18 protein-coding genes and 1 other annotated feature are annotated in these 16195 nt (G+C 36.4%); of the genes, 3 read left to right on the top strand and 15 right to left on the bottom strand.

The window, feature by feature from the left end:
* Positions 1-14: 14 nt before the first annotated feature.
* The 8 genes from ACFCYJ_RS02205 to ACFCYJ_RS02170 all read right to left on the bottom strand — a co-directional run bounded on the left by ACFCYJ_RS02205 (position 15) and on the right by ACFCYJ_RS02170 (position 6886).
* Positions 15-1697, bottom strand: a complete 1683-nt coding sequence (locus ACFCYJ_RS02205; protein ID WP_376070110.1) for a DUF6138 family protein — start codon at positions 1695-1697, stop codon at positions 15-17.
* A 348-nt stretch (positions 1698-2045) separates the two neighbouring features.
* Positions 2046-2255, bottom strand: a complete 210-nt coding sequence (locus ACFCYJ_RS02200) for a hypothetical protein (protein ID WP_376070107.1) — start codon at positions 2253-2255, stop codon at positions 2046-2048.
* Positions 2256-2267: 12 nt separating this feature from the next.
* Positions 2268-3284 carry a DUF6138 family protein gene (locus ACFCYJ_RS02195; protein ID WP_376070104.1) on the bottom strand — a complete coding sequence of 339 codons (1017 nt, stop codon included), beginning with the start codon at positions 3282-3284 and terminating at the stop codon, positions 2268-2270.
* Between the two features lie 14 nt (positions 3285-3298).
* Positions 3299-3424, bottom strand: coding sequence for a hypothetical protein (locus tag ACFCYJ_RS02190; protein ID WP_376070101.1), 126 nt, complete (start codon positions 3422-3424; stop codon positions 3299-3301).
* Between the two features lie 19 nt (positions 3425-3443).
* On the bottom strand, positions 3444-4289 hold the full coding sequence (locus ACFCYJ_RS02185) for a YwqG family protein (protein ID WP_376070098.1): 846 nt from the start codon (positions 4287-4289) through the stop codon (positions 3444-3446).
* Between the two features lie 364 nt (positions 4290-4653).
* Entirely contained in the window at positions 4654-5148 is a 495-nt protein-coding gene (locus ACFCYJ_RS02180; RefSeq protein WP_376070096.1) for a DUF4303 domain-containing protein, read from the bottom strand.
* Between the two features lie 483 nt (positions 5149-5631).
* The gene (locus ACFCYJ_RS02175; protein ID WP_376070093.1) at positions 5632-6468 is read right to left on the bottom strand and encodes a CbrC family protein; all 837 of its coding nucleotides are present in this window, start codon (positions 6466-6468) and stop codon (positions 5632-5634) included.
* Between the two features lie 34 nt (positions 6469-6502).
* Positions 6503-6886, bottom strand: a complete 384-nt coding sequence (locus ACFCYJ_RS02170; RefSeq protein WP_376070090.1) for a hypothetical protein — start codon at positions 6884-6886, stop codon at positions 6503-6505.
* 124 nt (positions 6887-7010) lie between these two features.
* Between ACFCYJ_RS02170 and ACFCYJ_RS02165 the strand changes: the two genes are divergently transcribed.
* Complete coding sequence (locus ACFCYJ_RS02165) at positions 7011-7310, top strand: recombinase zinc ribbon domain-containing protein (protein ID WP_376070087.1); 300 nt, start codon at positions 7011-7013, stop codon at positions 7308-7310.
* Positions 7311-7400: 90 nt separating this feature from the next.
* Here the strand turns inward: ACFCYJ_RS02165 and proS are convergent, their stop codons facing one another.
* Positions 7401-8837, bottom strand: a complete 1437-nt coding sequence (gene proS, locus ACFCYJ_RS02160; RefSeq protein ID WP_376070084.1) for a proline--tRNA ligase — start codon at positions 8835-8837, stop codon at positions 7401-7403.
* Positions 8838-8910: 73 nt separating this feature from the next.
* Positions 8911-9134 (bottom strand) — a binding site (T-box leader).
* Between the two features lie 203 nt (positions 9135-9337).
* Between proS and ACFCYJ_RS02155 the strand changes: the two genes are divergently transcribed.
* Complete coding sequence (locus tag ACFCYJ_RS02155; protein ID WP_376070081.1) at positions 9338-9763, top strand: DUF3997 domain-containing protein; 426 nt, start codon at positions 9338-9340, stop codon at positions 9761-9763.
* A 141-nt stretch (positions 9764-9904) separates the two neighbouring features.
* Here ACFCYJ_RS02155 and ACFCYJ_RS02150 read toward each other — a convergent pair whose 3' ends face one another.
* The 3 genes from ACFCYJ_RS02150 to ACFCYJ_RS02140 all read right to left on the bottom strand — a co-directional run bounded on the left by ACFCYJ_RS02150 (position 9905) and on the right by ACFCYJ_RS02140 (position 12601).
* A complete protein-coding gene (locus ACFCYJ_RS02150) occupies positions 9905-11608 on the bottom strand; it encodes a putative bifunctional diguanylate cyclase/phosphodiesterase (RefSeq protein WP_376070078.1) in 1704 nt (567 codons plus the stop codon).
* Between the two features lie 385 nt (positions 11609-11993).
* Complete coding sequence (locus ACFCYJ_RS02145; RefSeq protein WP_376070075.1) at positions 11994-12164, bottom strand: transcriptional regulator; 171 nt, start codon at positions 12162-12164, stop codon at positions 11994-11996.
* A 287-nt stretch (positions 12165-12451) separates the two neighbouring features.
* The gene (locus ACFCYJ_RS02140) at positions 12452-12601 is read right to left on the bottom strand and encodes a hypothetical protein (RefSeq protein ID WP_036126419.1); all 150 of its coding nucleotides are present in this window, start codon (positions 12599-12601) and stop codon (positions 12452-12454) included.
* Between the two features lie 482 nt (positions 12602-13083).
* Between ACFCYJ_RS02140 and ACFCYJ_RS02135 the strand changes: the two genes are divergently transcribed.
* Entirely contained in the window at positions 13084-13347 is a 264-nt protein-coding gene (locus ACFCYJ_RS02135) for a hypothetical protein (RefSeq protein WP_376070072.1), read from the top strand.
* A gap of 407 nt (positions 13348-13754) precedes the next feature.
* On the opposite strand, the gene ACFCYJ_RS02130 is transcribed toward ACFCYJ_RS02135, so the two are convergent.
* From ACFCYJ_RS02130 to ACFCYJ_RS02120, 3 genes are all read right to left on the bottom strand, one after another.
* Positions 13755-14267, bottom strand: coding sequence for a DinB family protein (locus tag ACFCYJ_RS02130; protein WP_376070069.1), 513 nt, complete (start codon positions 14265-14267; stop codon positions 13755-13757).
* Between the two features lie 105 nt (positions 14268-14372).
* Positions 14373-15335 carry a tyrosine recombinase XerC gene (locus ACFCYJ_RS02125; RefSeq protein ID WP_376070066.1) on the bottom strand — a complete coding sequence of 321 codons (963 nt, stop codon included), beginning with the start codon at positions 15333-15335 and terminating at the stop codon, positions 14373-14375.
* Between the two features lie 399 nt (positions 15336-15734).
* Positions 15735-16148, bottom strand: coding sequence for a hypothetical protein (locus ACFCYJ_RS02120; RefSeq protein WP_376070064.1), 414 nt, complete (start codon positions 16146-16148; stop codon positions 15735-15737).
* Between the last annotated feature and the right edge of the window lie 47 nt (positions 16149-16195).

Genomic DNA, 16195 nt, shown 5'->3' with positions numbered 1-16195 from the left:
GGAAAGCTAAGCAATTAGTAATCTTCCATCCAACCTAGTAATTTTTCTAGCATTTCTTGGATTGGCGCTGATTCTTTTTCAATGCGCTGTGCTAGATCCTCCATACTACCAAAAATTTGATATAACACATAGCTACGTTGGTAATCTTCTTTGTTCTCCAGTTGATGTATCAATTCAGCTAGCAATTCCAGTTCATCAACGTGAATTCCTTTTAACTGCTCGAGCTCCCCCTCATTTGCGCTAAGTAAAATGTCAATCAGTACAGGCATCCGTTCCACTGATAGATCGTGCATGTTAAGAAAAGCTTCTGCATAGTTATTTTGTACAAGCTGGTGCTCTGAATCAACAAGTGACATATAGCTTTGCACAAGGGAAAAATAAGCATCGCTAAAAAGCCCTAAACCAAATACAGCATATGTTCCAGGCATAGCGGATAGCTCGCTAGGCTCCACGTCCTCGTACCATGCATATTCCTCCATTGCCACTTTTGCATAGTCGGCAATCAATGAGAACAGGTTTGGATACGTAAGGCAATTTGCAAAAAAATGATGCAGCTCAGTTTTCGCAAGGCCTTGAATCGGTAAATAGTTTTCTTCCTGACTCTCTAACTGTAAGCTATAGCCTTTGACAAAGCCCGCTTGTAACAAATCGATGATGTAATGTAACGCTTCACGATAGGCTTCTTCTTCCTCAACAATGATGTGAATTGAAATGAATTTTCGAATATCATTGGCTGCTCCTTGAAAGCGCGCACTTTTCCTTCTATGTTCAAAATGATCACTGCCATTTTGTAAATAATCCTCCGCCTCTTGTGAGCCAAGTTGCTGCGCCAATTCAAAATATTGCTTACGTGTATCAGGTTCTTTAGATCCGATTTGTAAGGCAATATAAACAAAGAACTCTAGCTCCTTCTGCTTAGGTCTTGCCTCTGAGTTTAGTATCCATTTCGTTTCATATTCTCCTGTCTCCTCAAAATAAACCGATAAAATATACTCCTCTGCCCAATCTTTAAATGCCGATGTATAATCATATATCCACTGGTTTAAGCGTTCTTCATTCCCGCTATACTTCTCCAATAACCGTTGCATTATTGGTTCGATATCAGCTACGCGCTGATGGAAAAAATGAGGATTGACTAGGCAACGAGCAAAGAAAAATCCATCTTTCTTAGTAGGACATACAGGTAAATCAGCCATCACTTTTGTGTCAATAAAAGTAGCTAACGTTTGTTTCGCTAATGTAAATTTGTCGTTATTTAGTAGCTCTTTTTGATAGCATATCTCACGTCCATCATGCTCAAATTCCAAAATAAGTTGAAGGCGATAATCAAAAAGCTTCGCATGATATTCATCGGATTGGAAAACCGTATCCATTTTGGCACATAAAGCGGAAAATAATTCTTCTATTTGGTTGATGTCCGTGATCTCTTGCATGTAATCGCCCGCCGCTACCTTATAAGCATCATCATGCCAACTAAATGGCTCGTATGTATAAATAGAAATCGTTCCATAATGAGGGGTTCCCCATTGTAATTTATTCAATTTTTCTGATGTCCATTTCACCTTTACATAATGATTCACCCCTATATGGAGTCGGCTCCAGTCCTTCGTATTACTAATTCGGTCGTTTTCCTGCTGATAAAATCGCTCTAACTGTTGCCATACATCCGCCAAAAACTGTTCTATACACTGTGACAAATTTCATTTCCCCCCATTTGATTGTTTTGAAATAGAATTCCGTAAATATGTTTTATCAGTAGTTGATTTCGCGTCACAAAAAGGACAATCGTGATTTCTTAATTATCAAACTAGTACCTAATTTTTGCACCAAAACCACGACTATCATCCTTGTATTCGTACATTTCAATATCCATCCATTCATCACTAGACGGCAAAGATAGTGCCCCCTTGGATCGCTATGACTTCTTTTACAAATGCCAACCGTTCCATCATTAAGGATATTCTTTTCTGTCAATTACTTGTAACGTTGATGAACTAAATCAACGAGTATTTCTTTCGTTCGGTGTATGATTTTTTCTTCTATTGTCATGACACGAGCTCCTTCAATATTTCCTCAAAACGTTCGCGATATGGCGATAAAATCCGCATAAATTTCGGGTTGGTGAAGTCATTCAAATGGACAATCGCAAAACATGTATACAGTAATGATCCTACATCTAGATCTTTGTATTCTTCCATACGTTCATTTTGTTCAGGTGAAATCACGGGACAAAGCTCGATAAAGGGCGTTGTCATATATTTTTCAAGCTATTGTAAATTTTCATCCGTATTCATCGCCTGTTCAAAGAAAGGTTCGTATGGAACAGTTGGCACAGTTGCGACAATGTAAGCAAAGATTGGCAATGTTTCAGGTGTTAACCCCCACCTTTCCACATAGGCTTTCGCAAAATATTCAGTCGGTGGTGAATGATCAGCATCGCATATTTCCATATAGTCGATAATGAGCTTGCTATAACTTTTATTGTATAAACCAAGGCCAAAAACGGCAAACGTGCTTGGCATTGCCGCTTCCTCATCCGCAACATCCTCGTAAAAATGATACTCAGCCATCGCTTTGTAGCTATATTCCACTAACGCGGCATGTAGGCTTGGATAGCTCAATACCTTTGCAAAAAAATGATGGGAAGTTGTGACAGGTAAACGCTCAATTGGCCGCACTAAATCACTTTCCCCTTCATAGAAAATGCTGTAGCTTTTCGGGAAATCCTCCTCCAATAAAGCATTTAAATAGAGTATGGCTTCACGATACGCTTCCTCTGTTTCTTCTTTAATATGAATCAAGATGGTAGCCAGCACATCATTTGCAGAGCAAAAAATAAGATCAGATTCAGCTCGTTGCTTATTAATTGGCAAATCGCCAGAACCAATTGTGAGTAGATTGTTATACGTTTCCACATCTAATCCCTTAATCGTTCGCAATAATTCCTCAACCGTTAACGATTCAAAGTTTGCACCGTATTTTCTTATAGTGATAGCGTAGTAGCGTAGTAATGGCAAATAGCTCAAAGATTGTTGTTTTTGTGTGAAGCGAGAAAGGCAGTAGCGCTGTGTTTCAAAGCCAAGCTCTTGGCGAAAATCATCTAATAATGTAAGTTGTTGATAGTGGCAAAGCACCTCCGTTAATGCGAAGGCATCTAGTGAAAAAGAAGGCGTAATAATACTAGCAGGATAGCTCCCTTCGTCAAGTTTATGTTGCTTTGCTAGTAGCTCTTGTTCAAGCTGTAGCCATAACGCTTCGTTTTCTGTAAATTGTTTTACTTTCATCCGATCGCCTCCTATTATCGGCAAAATTTACATATTTTATATTGATGGTCATATGGATCTGCAATTTCATCATCTACATGACTAATGCCTAGCCAAACATGCACTTTCGACACCATAAATAACACTCTATCCTCTTCCATTTCTACAATTCTAGTAGTTTCAATAACATTGCAAAATGGCCCATACTTTATCAAAGGCTTTATTTTTACAATCTTGCTCGCGAATCCAGAAATATAGTCTACCACTGTCGCCCCACATATAGCCGAGATCATCTTCAGAATCAAGCTGTAATAGCAGTTGCCAATCTTTTACGTTAGGTTCTAGCTCCTTGCGCAAAGGATGCTCGTAGCCTGTGGAATCGCCACAATACAAACCGTTCGTCACTAACTCGCATTGTAAGTACATATCCCCTTGAATCGTATTAGGATATCCATCAATGCGATGTGCCGTACGTTCTGATTCATCTCTCCATAAGAAGTCATCGTAAGTATCTGCCTGTTCTTCTGTTAAAAGAACTGTTAGTTTTTGACCATCAGGCGATTCCCATGACGGCAATGTCCATTCGTTTTTAAAGGATAGCACCGCGCTATTAATAGACTCCTTTAAAGTTGTAGGTTGTTCCGTTCGCTGAAAATTCGCTTGCGTAAAGTAGAAAACATGAAAGCCATCTTCATCATTTGGATCATAACCCCATGGTTGTTCCACTGCATCATAGAAAAAGGATAATAGCCCCTCTGTAGGCAGTAAATGATTCGAATCAAAAGGCTTTACCTCCGCTAAATTTAACTGGCAAAGAAAATAGAGCGGTTGCCCATCCTTTGTTTGTGGCCACACAAAATCTGTCGGTGTATCAGGTGCTCCCCCTATTTTAGAATGACCCATTCGAATTTCTTCATCCGCAGTTGGTGTCGCTATAGCGCGAATAGAATTTTTAGCGAATTGTAAAATTTGCTCAGCAGCTTCTTCAAGCTCAAAATCATGTAATGCTGTGCGTAATTTATCCATATTCGTAGCTCCTTTCTCTATTACCATTCATGCTCTCTTAATGCGTCTTTTATCCAACTAAATTATACTTGCAATATATCCATAACCGTTTCAGCATTACTATCTCTTGCGACCGTTTCAAGTTCATTATCGTGCACATTGAATATCTTCTAATGATTGAGTACCTTACGCCAAATTGTGTAGCGTTAAAGTAAGAAGCACAAACAATCTAAGCTTCGTAACACAGTATTGTCACCCATTTAAAAAAGTAATACCTTTTCTAACAGCCCTAGCTTATCTATTAAATATTTACTAAAACCATTGTTCCTGCGGTTATTCGTCGCAAAAGGGGAGTCCCAAAATGGCTTTGGGCGATCTTGTTGAATTATTGCTGCCAGTTATGCAAAAAGGCAGGGAGTGATGGGTGGTTCGGATTACAGCGTTTGGCTGATGTTATTTCCAACCTTTCCTCGTCATCATCATCCGTTACCGAAATAAATGCAAAAATACTTTTATCAAGAACGCCCTCTTGTTTAAATTCATACATTGTATCACTCATTGCTTCATGAATTTCCACTTTATGTGCTGCAAATTGCTCACCAGCATTTAATGCTCTATCTAACAGCTCACGGCTCACTTTTTGTAACAAGTCCGTATCATCTTCATGCAAAAATTCATCTTTCAAAAAGCGATAATTTTCTGGGTTGTCCTCATAACTTTCTCCGATTTGAAGAAGTGATTTTTCCGTTCCCATTGTTAAATAGAGGCTACCACAATCACCGTCTGTCACTAGTACAACTGCATATATCTGTTCGCCCTCTAGAGTCTCGTACATAGCTGTATAGGCTTCATGTACGGCTAATTTGATTTTCTGTTTCATCTATACACCACTCTTTATCCACTCGTACTGTCAAAAAATATATAAACCATCATAGAAGTCTAAGTGTTTGAGCAAAAAAACTTGCCCTCCTCTTATTTTGGTATTGAATGAAATTACGACACAACATATACCAATGAAAAGGAATTGACAAGCCTTGTACCTCCAATTACTAGCGTACTTACTCGAAATAAACTTGTACCAAAAAGAAATCATTGTACTTTTACTCACCATTCTTATAGATAGAGCAATTACACTAGTCCGTCCTGAACAGCCAATTAACAAGGATTATCCAGATGCTTGAAAATGTCTCCTTCCAATCTATAAAACAAGCGTATTTCGCTAAAATGAAACAAATTTTCTCCATGGAATTCATCTATTATTTCTTAGTCATTTCTCCGCACTAACTAGTGTAGTAGCTAGCTCTGCTACATTTTCTCCAGAGCCATGGTCAACTTCCCTATATTTCACTAATGTAACCTAGATTTAATCAAAGTCGGAATACAGAATGTATTGCTGACATTCTAAGCATTGAAATAGATAACCTTGATGCGAGCCATTATTACGCAAAGTAGCGGCTAGCTCTTCTTTGGTATGACCATTAAAATGTTCAAACTCCTCCGTAATGCCCATCTCCACTAGCTCTTGCCAGCCAACATAGCCAATAAATGCGCAATAATCCGTGCAATGGGCTACCCAATCATTTCCTTGCCAACTAATATATCCGGGTGTGTGATGCAACACTTCATCTGTATAGTCATCATTCTTCACAAGCTCGGAATTTAATAAATCCTGTTGAAATTGACCATCAAATTTTTGCGCAGCTAGCCCACTATGAATACAGTTTGGACAAAGATATTCAACCTCTTCAATCGCATAAATGCCTTTTGTACAATAAATGTCCACTTCTTGCTCACAGCAGCCGCAAACAACTAATTCACCCGTTTTGAAAATATTCGCTTGTATTGGATTCGGCATATATTTAAATGTTGGAAATGGTGTTTTCATTTCCGCTTCCTCCTGAACGACACGTGGCAATAATGACTTTACATTTTGTGGATTATCAATCCAATATTTAATCGCGCCGTATTTTCTCTGATCTTTTTTATTGCGTAAATCCATGACGGATGTAAAAATTTTGTATGCCTCGTCATACATTTGCAACATGCAGAAAATTTCGACGAGCATGCGCAAATTTACCTCTGTTGGCTCCGCTTTTTGAACTTGCTCCCTTAGCTTATGCATGGCGTTAATTGCTTTGGCATTCTTTGCGTCAAACGACTTTCTTTGCTCTTGCCATTGCGCAATAAGATTTTCTGTCATTTCTTATCCACCTCTCGACATACGATTTAATGATTTAGAAAATCTCCCCCTCACCACTCACATCAAAAAAACCGACTCCATGCTTTTTTGCAAGCTCCTTCATCGTATGATATGCTTCATCCGCTACAGACCAGGCAAAAGCTGTGTAAATCATGACATAACCAATACTATATTCAGTCAAACGACTCTCTAACTCGTCATCTTCATCTTCATCCAATAATTCCTCATCCGCCAGATTCATATTAGGGAATTGTTCCACCATATCCTGATACCATTTTTGTAATGCTGGTGTTGTAACTGTTATTGTTGCGTAATTATGTGGTTCAGTCCATTTTGTTTGTTCATCATACCATTGCAAAAATGTTTCTTTATTGTTTGGAGCTTGCTCTTTATCAAAGACCATTAAATCATAACTCATTGTTTTCACCCTCCACAAAAAAGAATGTATGTTCTGTTTTTATTCTAGCATACTAGTATTTTTTTGAAAACACAGAAAAAAATATTGCTGAATCAAGATAAAAACCCTGCATTTTCAGCTAGAAATGCAGGGGAAAACGAGTCGTAAACAAACAAAAATAGGATTGAAGGTATATACCTACTACGTTTGTTCTACTCATGTAGTCAAACATATAGGGAAATGCACACGACACAGTATGAGTATAGAGGACATCACAGAAGTTGTATTACGAGCCATTCAAGCGCAAATAGCACTTATCGATGATATGACCACTATCATCAAGGAAATTAATAAACAGCCTGTCGTTCAGACGAAATCGAAACAATTAGAACAATTATACAAGACTAAACCAAGAGTTAGAAAAAATGACAACCGTCACAGATAATCTGTATATGGATTGGAAATATGGAGATATTACAAAAGCTGAATACTTGCGTATGAAAGCATAGTTTGACAACTTTATACACTTCTCTTTTTAGTATGCCTGAGCAAACCAAACTGTATGTTTCGCTTCATTTCCACAGCAAATACAAGTAGTTTTCGTAGTTGGTGGGTTAAATGGAATGTTACGAGAAGTATATTTTGTCTCTTCTTTCACTTTTTCCTCGCAGGCATCATCTCCACACCATCCAGCAAGAATCCAGCCAGGAATAGATCCTTTTTCCTTGGAAATGTTAATATGCTGCTGTAAATCCTTCAACGTATCGAAATTTGTATGAGCGTTTTCATCACGGAATTTACGTGCTTTATCGAATAATCGAGTTTGCATTGTTGTTAGTTCCACTTCAATTGCTGCAACAATGTCGTTCAGGTCAATGGATTGCTTGTCATCTTCATCTCGTGCTTTTAACAATGCCTGGTTTTTCTCTAAATCGCGAGGTCCTAATTCAATACGAATTGGCACACCTTTTAATTCCCATTCATTAAATTTGTAGCCTGGTGATTGGTCCGAATCATCTAGACGAACTCGAATTCCCTTCTTCTTAAGGACTGCGAAGATGTCATCTAATTTCTCCATAATTTCAGGGTTCTTTTTCCATGGACCTACAGGGATTAAGACAACTTGGGTTGGTGCAATTCGTGGCGGTAAAATTAGACCCTGCTCATCACCGTGAACCATAATGACAGAACCGATTAAGCGTGTGGAAGTCCCCCAAGATGTTGTGTGTACATGTTCATGCTGATTGGCTTTGTTTAAATACTTAATATCAAAGGCTTCAGCGAACTTTGTCCCTAAATAGTGAGAGGTACCAGCTTGTACGGCCTTTCCATTTTTCATCATTGCTTCGATAGAAAATGTATCTACTGCGCCTGCAAAACGTTCGGAAGGTGTTTTTTGTCCATCATAGACAGGGATTGCAAGTAAATCCTCAACTACCTCTTTATAGATCGTTAACATTTGCATTGTTTCTTTACGTGCATCTTCTTCATCAATATGTGCTGTATGGCCCTCCTGCCACAAAAATTCAGATGTTCGAATGAACGGAAGTGTTTTCTTCTCCCAACGAAAAACATTTGCCCATTGATTAATCAAGACCGGCAAATCACGATAACTTTTAATCCAATTAGAATAGAGATGGCCAATCATCGTTTCTGAGGTTGGACGAAGTGCTAAACGTTCTTCTAATTTTTCGCCCGCTGCCTCTGTTACCCAAGGAAGTTCTGGTGAGAAACCTTCGATATGATCTTTTTCTTTTTGGAAGAAGGATTCAGGGATTAACATAGGGAAATAAGCGTTTCGATGACCTGTCTCTTTAAAACGACGGTCCATTTCCTCTTGAATATGTTCCCAAATTTCATAGCCGTCTGGTTTAAATGCGATACAGCCGCGAACCGGTGTATAATCCATTAAGTCTGCCTTTTGGATTGTCTCAATGTACCATTTTGAAAAATCATTTTGTTGTGTTGTCATGTTCTTTCCTCCATTTCTATAAGGTGTTTGCCACCCGTTGAATAAAAATAAAAAAGCACAAAGCTGTCCCTACAATAAGGACGTCTTTGTGCTGAATAAACGTGGTACCACCTTGAATTTAGTTTTAAGAACATCTTCTTAAAACCCTCTAACGTTTTGTAACGAAAAACGACTCGGTTATGTTTGCATAACATCTCCGTGGTAGGTTTCAGATAAGAAGCGGTGATATAGCTCTCAACAGTTGCTATATTCTCTGTTTCACAATTCTATCTTACTTAACCACATCATCAATTAATATTTTATATAACTTTAGCAAAACAGTTAAATAATTTCAAATATTAACAATTATTTTTCGGGAAATATCAGAAAATTGACTTTGTTTCTTATAGACCAGATGCTTCTAACTAGCCAATGTATTAATATTTCTATTCCTAATGAATAATCTTCCTTTTTTTGCTATTATTAAACCGTTATTAGTTACAGAAAGAGGTTTAAGTTAAATGGTACAGAAGTATAAAATGGCTCTTTTTATAGTTGTAATAATTGGGTTTATCGTTGGTTTTTATGTGTTATGGGACACTGTAGTACACAATTTAGGAACACATGCTTCTACGGATGGTGAGGTGGAAATAAATGATACATATTTATTGAATAGAACCAGTGCTCATTCCTATAATCTAACTAGTACAGAAGCATCGAATTTTGTTTTAAAACCAACTATAGAAGAATTTAATTATGATAAGAAATATATTATAGCTTGTACAACAGATGAGTTACATGTATCTGAAGATAAAAAAAGTGAATACTGGATTATAGATGTTAAAACAAATCAACTATATGGACCGATGAATAAAAAAGATTTCTTTAAGAAAAAAGAGGAATTATTTTTGGAACTTGAGTTAAAAAAAGTATCTAAATTCTTTTAAATAATCCCTTAAAAAAAGAGCGAAATTCGCTACTCCTTTGTTCTTTCTTTATTCGTTGTAAAATCGCATTTCGTACTAAAATAACCCCATAAACACTTAGAGGATCTTGGCCTAAATTAAGGTCAAGATCCTCTATATTGTCTACATATTACTATCTACTATCAGCCGCGTAAAGTCATCTACCGATAGTGGCTTACTGAAGTAATAGCCCTGTACGTACTCGCAGCCATGCTCGCGCAGCACTTGTAATTCTGCTTCTTCCTCGACGCCTTCAGCTACTACTTGAAGATTGAGGGCATGCGCTAGAGAGATCATGGCTGAAATCATGGCAATGCCTGATTTTTCGGGCACAATATCACGGACGAATGCGCGATCTATTTTTAAAACATCTACGGGGAATGTTTTTAAGTAATTGAGCGACGAGTAACCCGTTCCGAAATCATCTAAGGAAATCGTAATACCAAGTGCTCTTAATTGGTTAATAGTATCGATCAAGTCTTCCGTATAATCCAACATACTCATCTCTGTAATTTCTATTTCTAATGAGTGCGGATCAATTTTTGTTTCTGTAATAATGTCGCGTACCATTTCGACAAAGCCTGTCGTACTAATATGAATCGGAGAAATGTTTACGGCAACACGTAAGTTTAAATTATGTACCTCGTTCCAAGCGCGTGCCTGGGCAGATGCTTTTCTTAACACCCATACCCCTATATCATTAATAAGCCCACATTCCTCAGCAAATGGAATAAAGTGATCCGGTGGTATATAACCAAGTACAGGATCATGCCAGCGAAGTAATGCCTCCATGCCAATCACTGTATTCGTTTTTAAATCAATTTTTGGTTGATAATGTAATTCTAAAATATCTTTTTTTAACGCTTGATGTAATTTTGTTTCAAGTAATAGCCATTTATCATTGACTTCCTCCATATTTGGACGATATAAGCGATATTGATTACCACGTGAAGATTTCGCAGCATACATAGCGATATCTGCATTTTTCAATAATTCCTCCGCAGAGTTTGCATGATCTGGGAATATACTGATTCCAATGCTAATACTTGCGTAAAATTCATACGTATTCACAATAAAACTCTCATTAAAGACGCCGATTATTTCCTCAGCCTTCTCCTCAACACGGTCAACATCGTTTAATATAATCACAAATTCATCACTATTGTGGCGGTAGATAGAATTCGATGTGTAATCAACGTTGCGTAGACGATGCGCCATTTCCACTAAGAACATATCCCCGATGATATGGCCAAGACCATCATTAATGTTTTTGAAACGATTGACATCAATGAAAAATAACGCAAACTTCTCACCTGTACGTCGAGATTGATGGAATTCGTTTTCTAAACGTTGCTCTAACTTACGACGATTTGGTAGCCCTGTTAATTCATCGTGATAAGCAATATGGGTAATCTTTTTTATATCTTTTTGTGCGGTAATATCAACTCGTATAGCAATATATTGATACGGTTTACCATTGTCATCAAGAAAAGGAATAATCGTCGTCTTCACCCAGTAAAGACTACCATCCTTCGCGCGATTACACACCTCGCCATTCCACATGTCACCCTTACCTATCGTTTTCCACATCTCTCTAAAGAAAGACCTTGGATGGTAACCTGAATTCAGTAAACGGTGATCTTGCCCTACTAATTCTTCACGAGTATATTTAGAAATTTTGCAAAAATGATCATTAACAAACGTAATTTTCCCAGTTCGGTCTGTAATTGCTACAATGATTGAACTATTCATTGCTGAAAAAATATCTTGTAATTCTTTCAAGCTATAGTTAACTTGATTAATACTACTAGGCGTGATATTCATCATATACATTCTCCGTTCATTAGAAGGGTTTGGTACTTTTGCTTTAAAAAAAGTGAGGTATAAAGTTATGGGATATCGCCCTTTATTATGTAATTACATTATAGTATTAGAAAAGCAGTTAATTCAACCCAAATATTAAAACATTCAAGTCTATATTTGATGATTTTTCATAGAACAGATCCTCGGAAACAAGGTCTTTTAACTTACTTATAACGCTTGATTTGGAATACTTTAATTACCTTAGACTATTAATGTGTTATATTTAGCCTATTTATCTCTGGAATGTATGAATTGTCTTTTATTTATAAATACTTGAATACTTTCTTCATTTATGATATAAAGCAAAAATACCTCACTGTCAGAACTAGGCAGTAAGGTATTTTAAAAGCTAAGAGACTTCATATTCTATTGGACCTCCGAATGTTTTGGCTCGTTCATTGTAGGCATCTAGTTGCTCCTGAGATAAGTTCAACATATAATAGTGAAAATTTATGGGCTCTAAACCATGTTTCTCGCATACGTGTCGATAAAAATCATAACCTTCTCGATATTCTGTCATACTAATAACTTCCTTTCGTTTTTGCAACTTTGTTAAAATAGTCCAATTGTTCTTGTGATAATTGATTGTCATAATAATAGAAATTGGTGGTATTCTCCTTTCGTTGTTATATAACAGTTTTATTATTTTTTAATAATATATAACAGCTAGGCAGCTATGTCAATGAATTTTCTGATATTTCTTTCAAACAGTCGAAAGCCCAGTCCATTTTAATTAGTATGGCTGGGCTTTTCATAAAATATTCACGTCGGCGTCCGTTATAACCACATCCTTTAATCTTAAACCTTTTAAATGCCTAATTGTTTTGCTTGCATATTATAAGCTGAAAGTTGCTGCTGTGATAACTGTAACACATAATAGCGGAATGAAATTGGCTCTAAACCATAACGCTCACACATCTCACAATAAAACTCATAGCCATCACGATACTTTGTCATAAGAATTCCTCCTAGAACAAACTGTTTTATAACAGTTGTTTTTATTTCTATTTAATATATAACAGATGATTTATTTAGTCAAGCTTTACAATAAAATAACCTTGAAAACTTAATTCCACGACATAACAAAAACCATTGTTTTGAAAAAGATTGATCAAAACAATGGCTCTAGAAAATTTCGAATAGAACATAATACTTCAGGAAAGCAATTCTACCTTTACCTAAGCGCAGACTATTTAGGAGGCTAATGACGATTCCTAGATTTTGCCGCATTTTTAAAGAATATTCCTTCACCTCTTTTTCAACACATCTAATAATTGCAGGTTCCATAAGAGCCCTTCGTATTCATTGAGTTTGAAAATACGGAGAAAGGCGATGAATCAATAGGAAGTTCTCATCCTATTGAGATTAATGAAGAGATATCGTCTCCTATAGGTGAAAGTAAATCATATTTTACTTATGAGGGAGATTTTCCATTTAAAGTGTCCATAACAAATACTGGAACAAAAGAATTTTATTACAAAATTCAACATGTAGATAAAGAAGCAAAAATTGCAAATGGTATTTTAAACGGTAACGAAAGTTTTGAAAAGTTATTTAAAGGATTTCCCAAAGGAGCTTATGTCATAACTTACCGTGTACAAGACGAAAAGCATCCAGTAGATATAAATCTAAAGGTAAAGGTCGAGTTACTTCCTTATATGAGTGCTCTCCAAAACAACAGGCTCATTTTTTACAGCCTCTGACGCTGCATTTTTAGAGGTTACTTCTGTTTTAGATGAAAATGTATTACACCCCGATAAGAGTATAATAGAAGTGCATATAATAGTTAACTTATAATTTCTCATTACTTCTCCTAACTAAAAATAGTAAATAATGATAATCATACCACAAAGCGCAAAAAAAGAAGGAGAGGCTCATTGTCCTTTCCTTCTTACTGTGTGTCTATTTCTCGACCTCTTTATGCTGTTTGCGAGAAATTAGACTCTTCATAAATTTTTCAATAATCGGAAGATCATTTTAGGGATAAATATTAAAATGTTCCAGATTATTTCTAATGCGATTGAATTTTTAATGTCTATGATAATTTCTTTAACATAATGTCGGTCTTTTCTTTTTTTTCATTCTTTGTACTATGTCTCCAGGAAGTTCATTAGTGTTCAACTTTGATGAATGCTTTGATTTCTTTGATTTGTCCAATATGTCGTTGTTCATGAAAATAAATTTGTTCCACCCATTGATCGAGGGGTAATTCTCCAAGAACAGGATGCTTCACGGATTTCTCTGCTAATAATGATTTGTCTTCAATAGTATCAAGGTAAGTTGTTAATTTTTTTCTCGAATCCTCCAGCAACTCAATGATTTGCTGTACTGTAAAGAAGTCTTCAGCTGGTTCAACAATTTTGGGTGCTGTAAATTTCTTTGTTCTGTCTACGATAATGTCAAAATTTTTTCGTTCCGTTTGCTTATTATCTACTTGTTTTATTCCCCATGCAATCACCTTTACTGTAGACTCCTCCACTAAGATTAAGTGATGGCAAATCTGCGCTATACTCCAATTGTTTGCATCAGGCTTAGCATTAAACTGAGTATTACTTAATACTTTAATCTCCTCAACTAAGTTATTTCTTGTTTCACATAGATGATCGTTAATTAATTGATTCATAAGCTACTCCCCTTACCAAACGATTTTTGATTCCTATTCTGTATATGTTCTATACAATATAAAGTATTCTTTAGATTAAGTAAATTCCCTTTGAAATTTTGGAAATTATCTTGCCCGAACAATATTAAATGGATTATTTTCGAGTACATGTTGCAGCTCTTCATTTTCAATATGGGTATAGATTTGCGTTGTTGCCACACTTGAATGGCCCAATATATGCTGGAGACTTCGAATATCTGCCCCTGATTTATACATCATTGTTGCGGATGTATGACGTAACTTATGTGGCGTCAGTCGTTCTTTTTGGAGTCCAGATTGCTGATTAATTTGTTTAACGATTTTTGCAACGGTTTGACGGGTAAAGCGTGTTCCCTTTTGTGAGATGAAAAGGGGCTCGTCTCCCTCACCTTTATATGTTGTCTTTCCGTTATTTTCATAGTCTGCAAGTGCCTGTATACAGCTATCGTTCAAATAAACGGTCCGTTCTTTATTCCCTTTACCAACAACCGTTAAGTAGCGTCCTTGTATAGACGACCTATTTAACTGACAAAGCTCCGTCACACGAATCCCTAAATTCAAGAAAAACATCATCATACAATAATTTCTCGGTGAAGCGCGATTTGGCTGGATGCCATCGATAAATTGTGTCGCTTCCTCGATATTCATATAGATAGGTCTTTTCCGTCCTATTTTAGGGGTCTCTAGTTCATCTGCAGGATTTTCCTCAATAAGACGACGTTTCCCTTTCAAGTATTTAAAAAATGATTTTAACGTTGCTACTTTACGTGCTCTCGCAGATGCAGAATTGCCACGCTGCACCTCGCAATATTCCATAAATAAATAAAGATCTTCTAGTGTCATTTCACGAATATCTTCTATTGAAATAGTAGAAATATCTATTTTCGTTAATTCTGAACTATCTTGATCATTCTGAATGGCTATGTAAAAACGGAAGAATAATGTCAAATCATATTCGTATTCTTTTCGTGTGCGGTGAGACTTCCCTTTAATCGTCGTTAAATAAACAAGGAAATCTCTCATTATTTTTGGTAGCTTCGGCTTTTCCATAAAATCACCTCTATTTGCTCTATTTTACCACGAAAAAACGTTCCCAAATATAAATTTGGGAACTTTATGGTGAAATAAATGAACTTTTTCCACTTAACTGAACGTACGTTCCCTTTTAGGTAACAAAAAAGATGATTCTCTTTTAGAAAGAAAATCACCTTTTTTAAAGTTTTTTTTGGAAATTTCACTATTTAGGTATAAAACGCGAAAAAAATGAATATTTAAATCTAGTGAGATAAATGCTATGAGACGAATCGAAAAATGAAAAGATGGGTAACTGTATATGTCGATTCTTCTCACAACACGCATGGGATTATTTGGTTTTTGTCGATTTCAGACGCATTATTTACCGATGCAAAAGCGAAGCGACTGCAATAAATGTTTTCTGTACGAAACCTGTTACTTTACAAAAATACTATACGTCCCATCTACTTGTTTAGCTACAGACCAGTTAGTTGATAGCATAAGTTGAAGCTTTTCGATAGTTTCCTCATTACAAGTTAGATGCTGGATTCCTGTTTCTAATAATTGATAATCCTTACCTTCTTCTAATTGGAAACGAAGATACAGTAAACGTTGAATGCCTGGCAAAGTTACATATTTGATACGGTAGTTACCATGCAGAGCGTCTAAGAATAATTGTTTCCCTTCTTGATAAAGTGCCATTGTTTCGGAAAATTCATAGTTTGGTACTTTTTCCTGCCAAACTGATAAATCCCCTGTTTGCAATGTGCGCACAATTTCCTCATTAGTAAAATCTAATTTTGAAAGCTTGTCTAGCTCATAGGCTTGCATTAAATTAATGATTGTCATTTTATTAGCTCCTTCTATGTATTCATTTTTAGTGTAACACGTTTTCT

Source organism: Lysinibacillus sp. NPDC056232 (assembly GCF_042267565.1).
In the GTDB taxonomy this organism is placed as follows: Bacteria; Bacillota; Bacilli; order Bacillales_A; family Planococcaceae; genus Lysinibacillus.
This window is presented reverse-complemented; position numbering and strand designations above follow the sequence as displayed.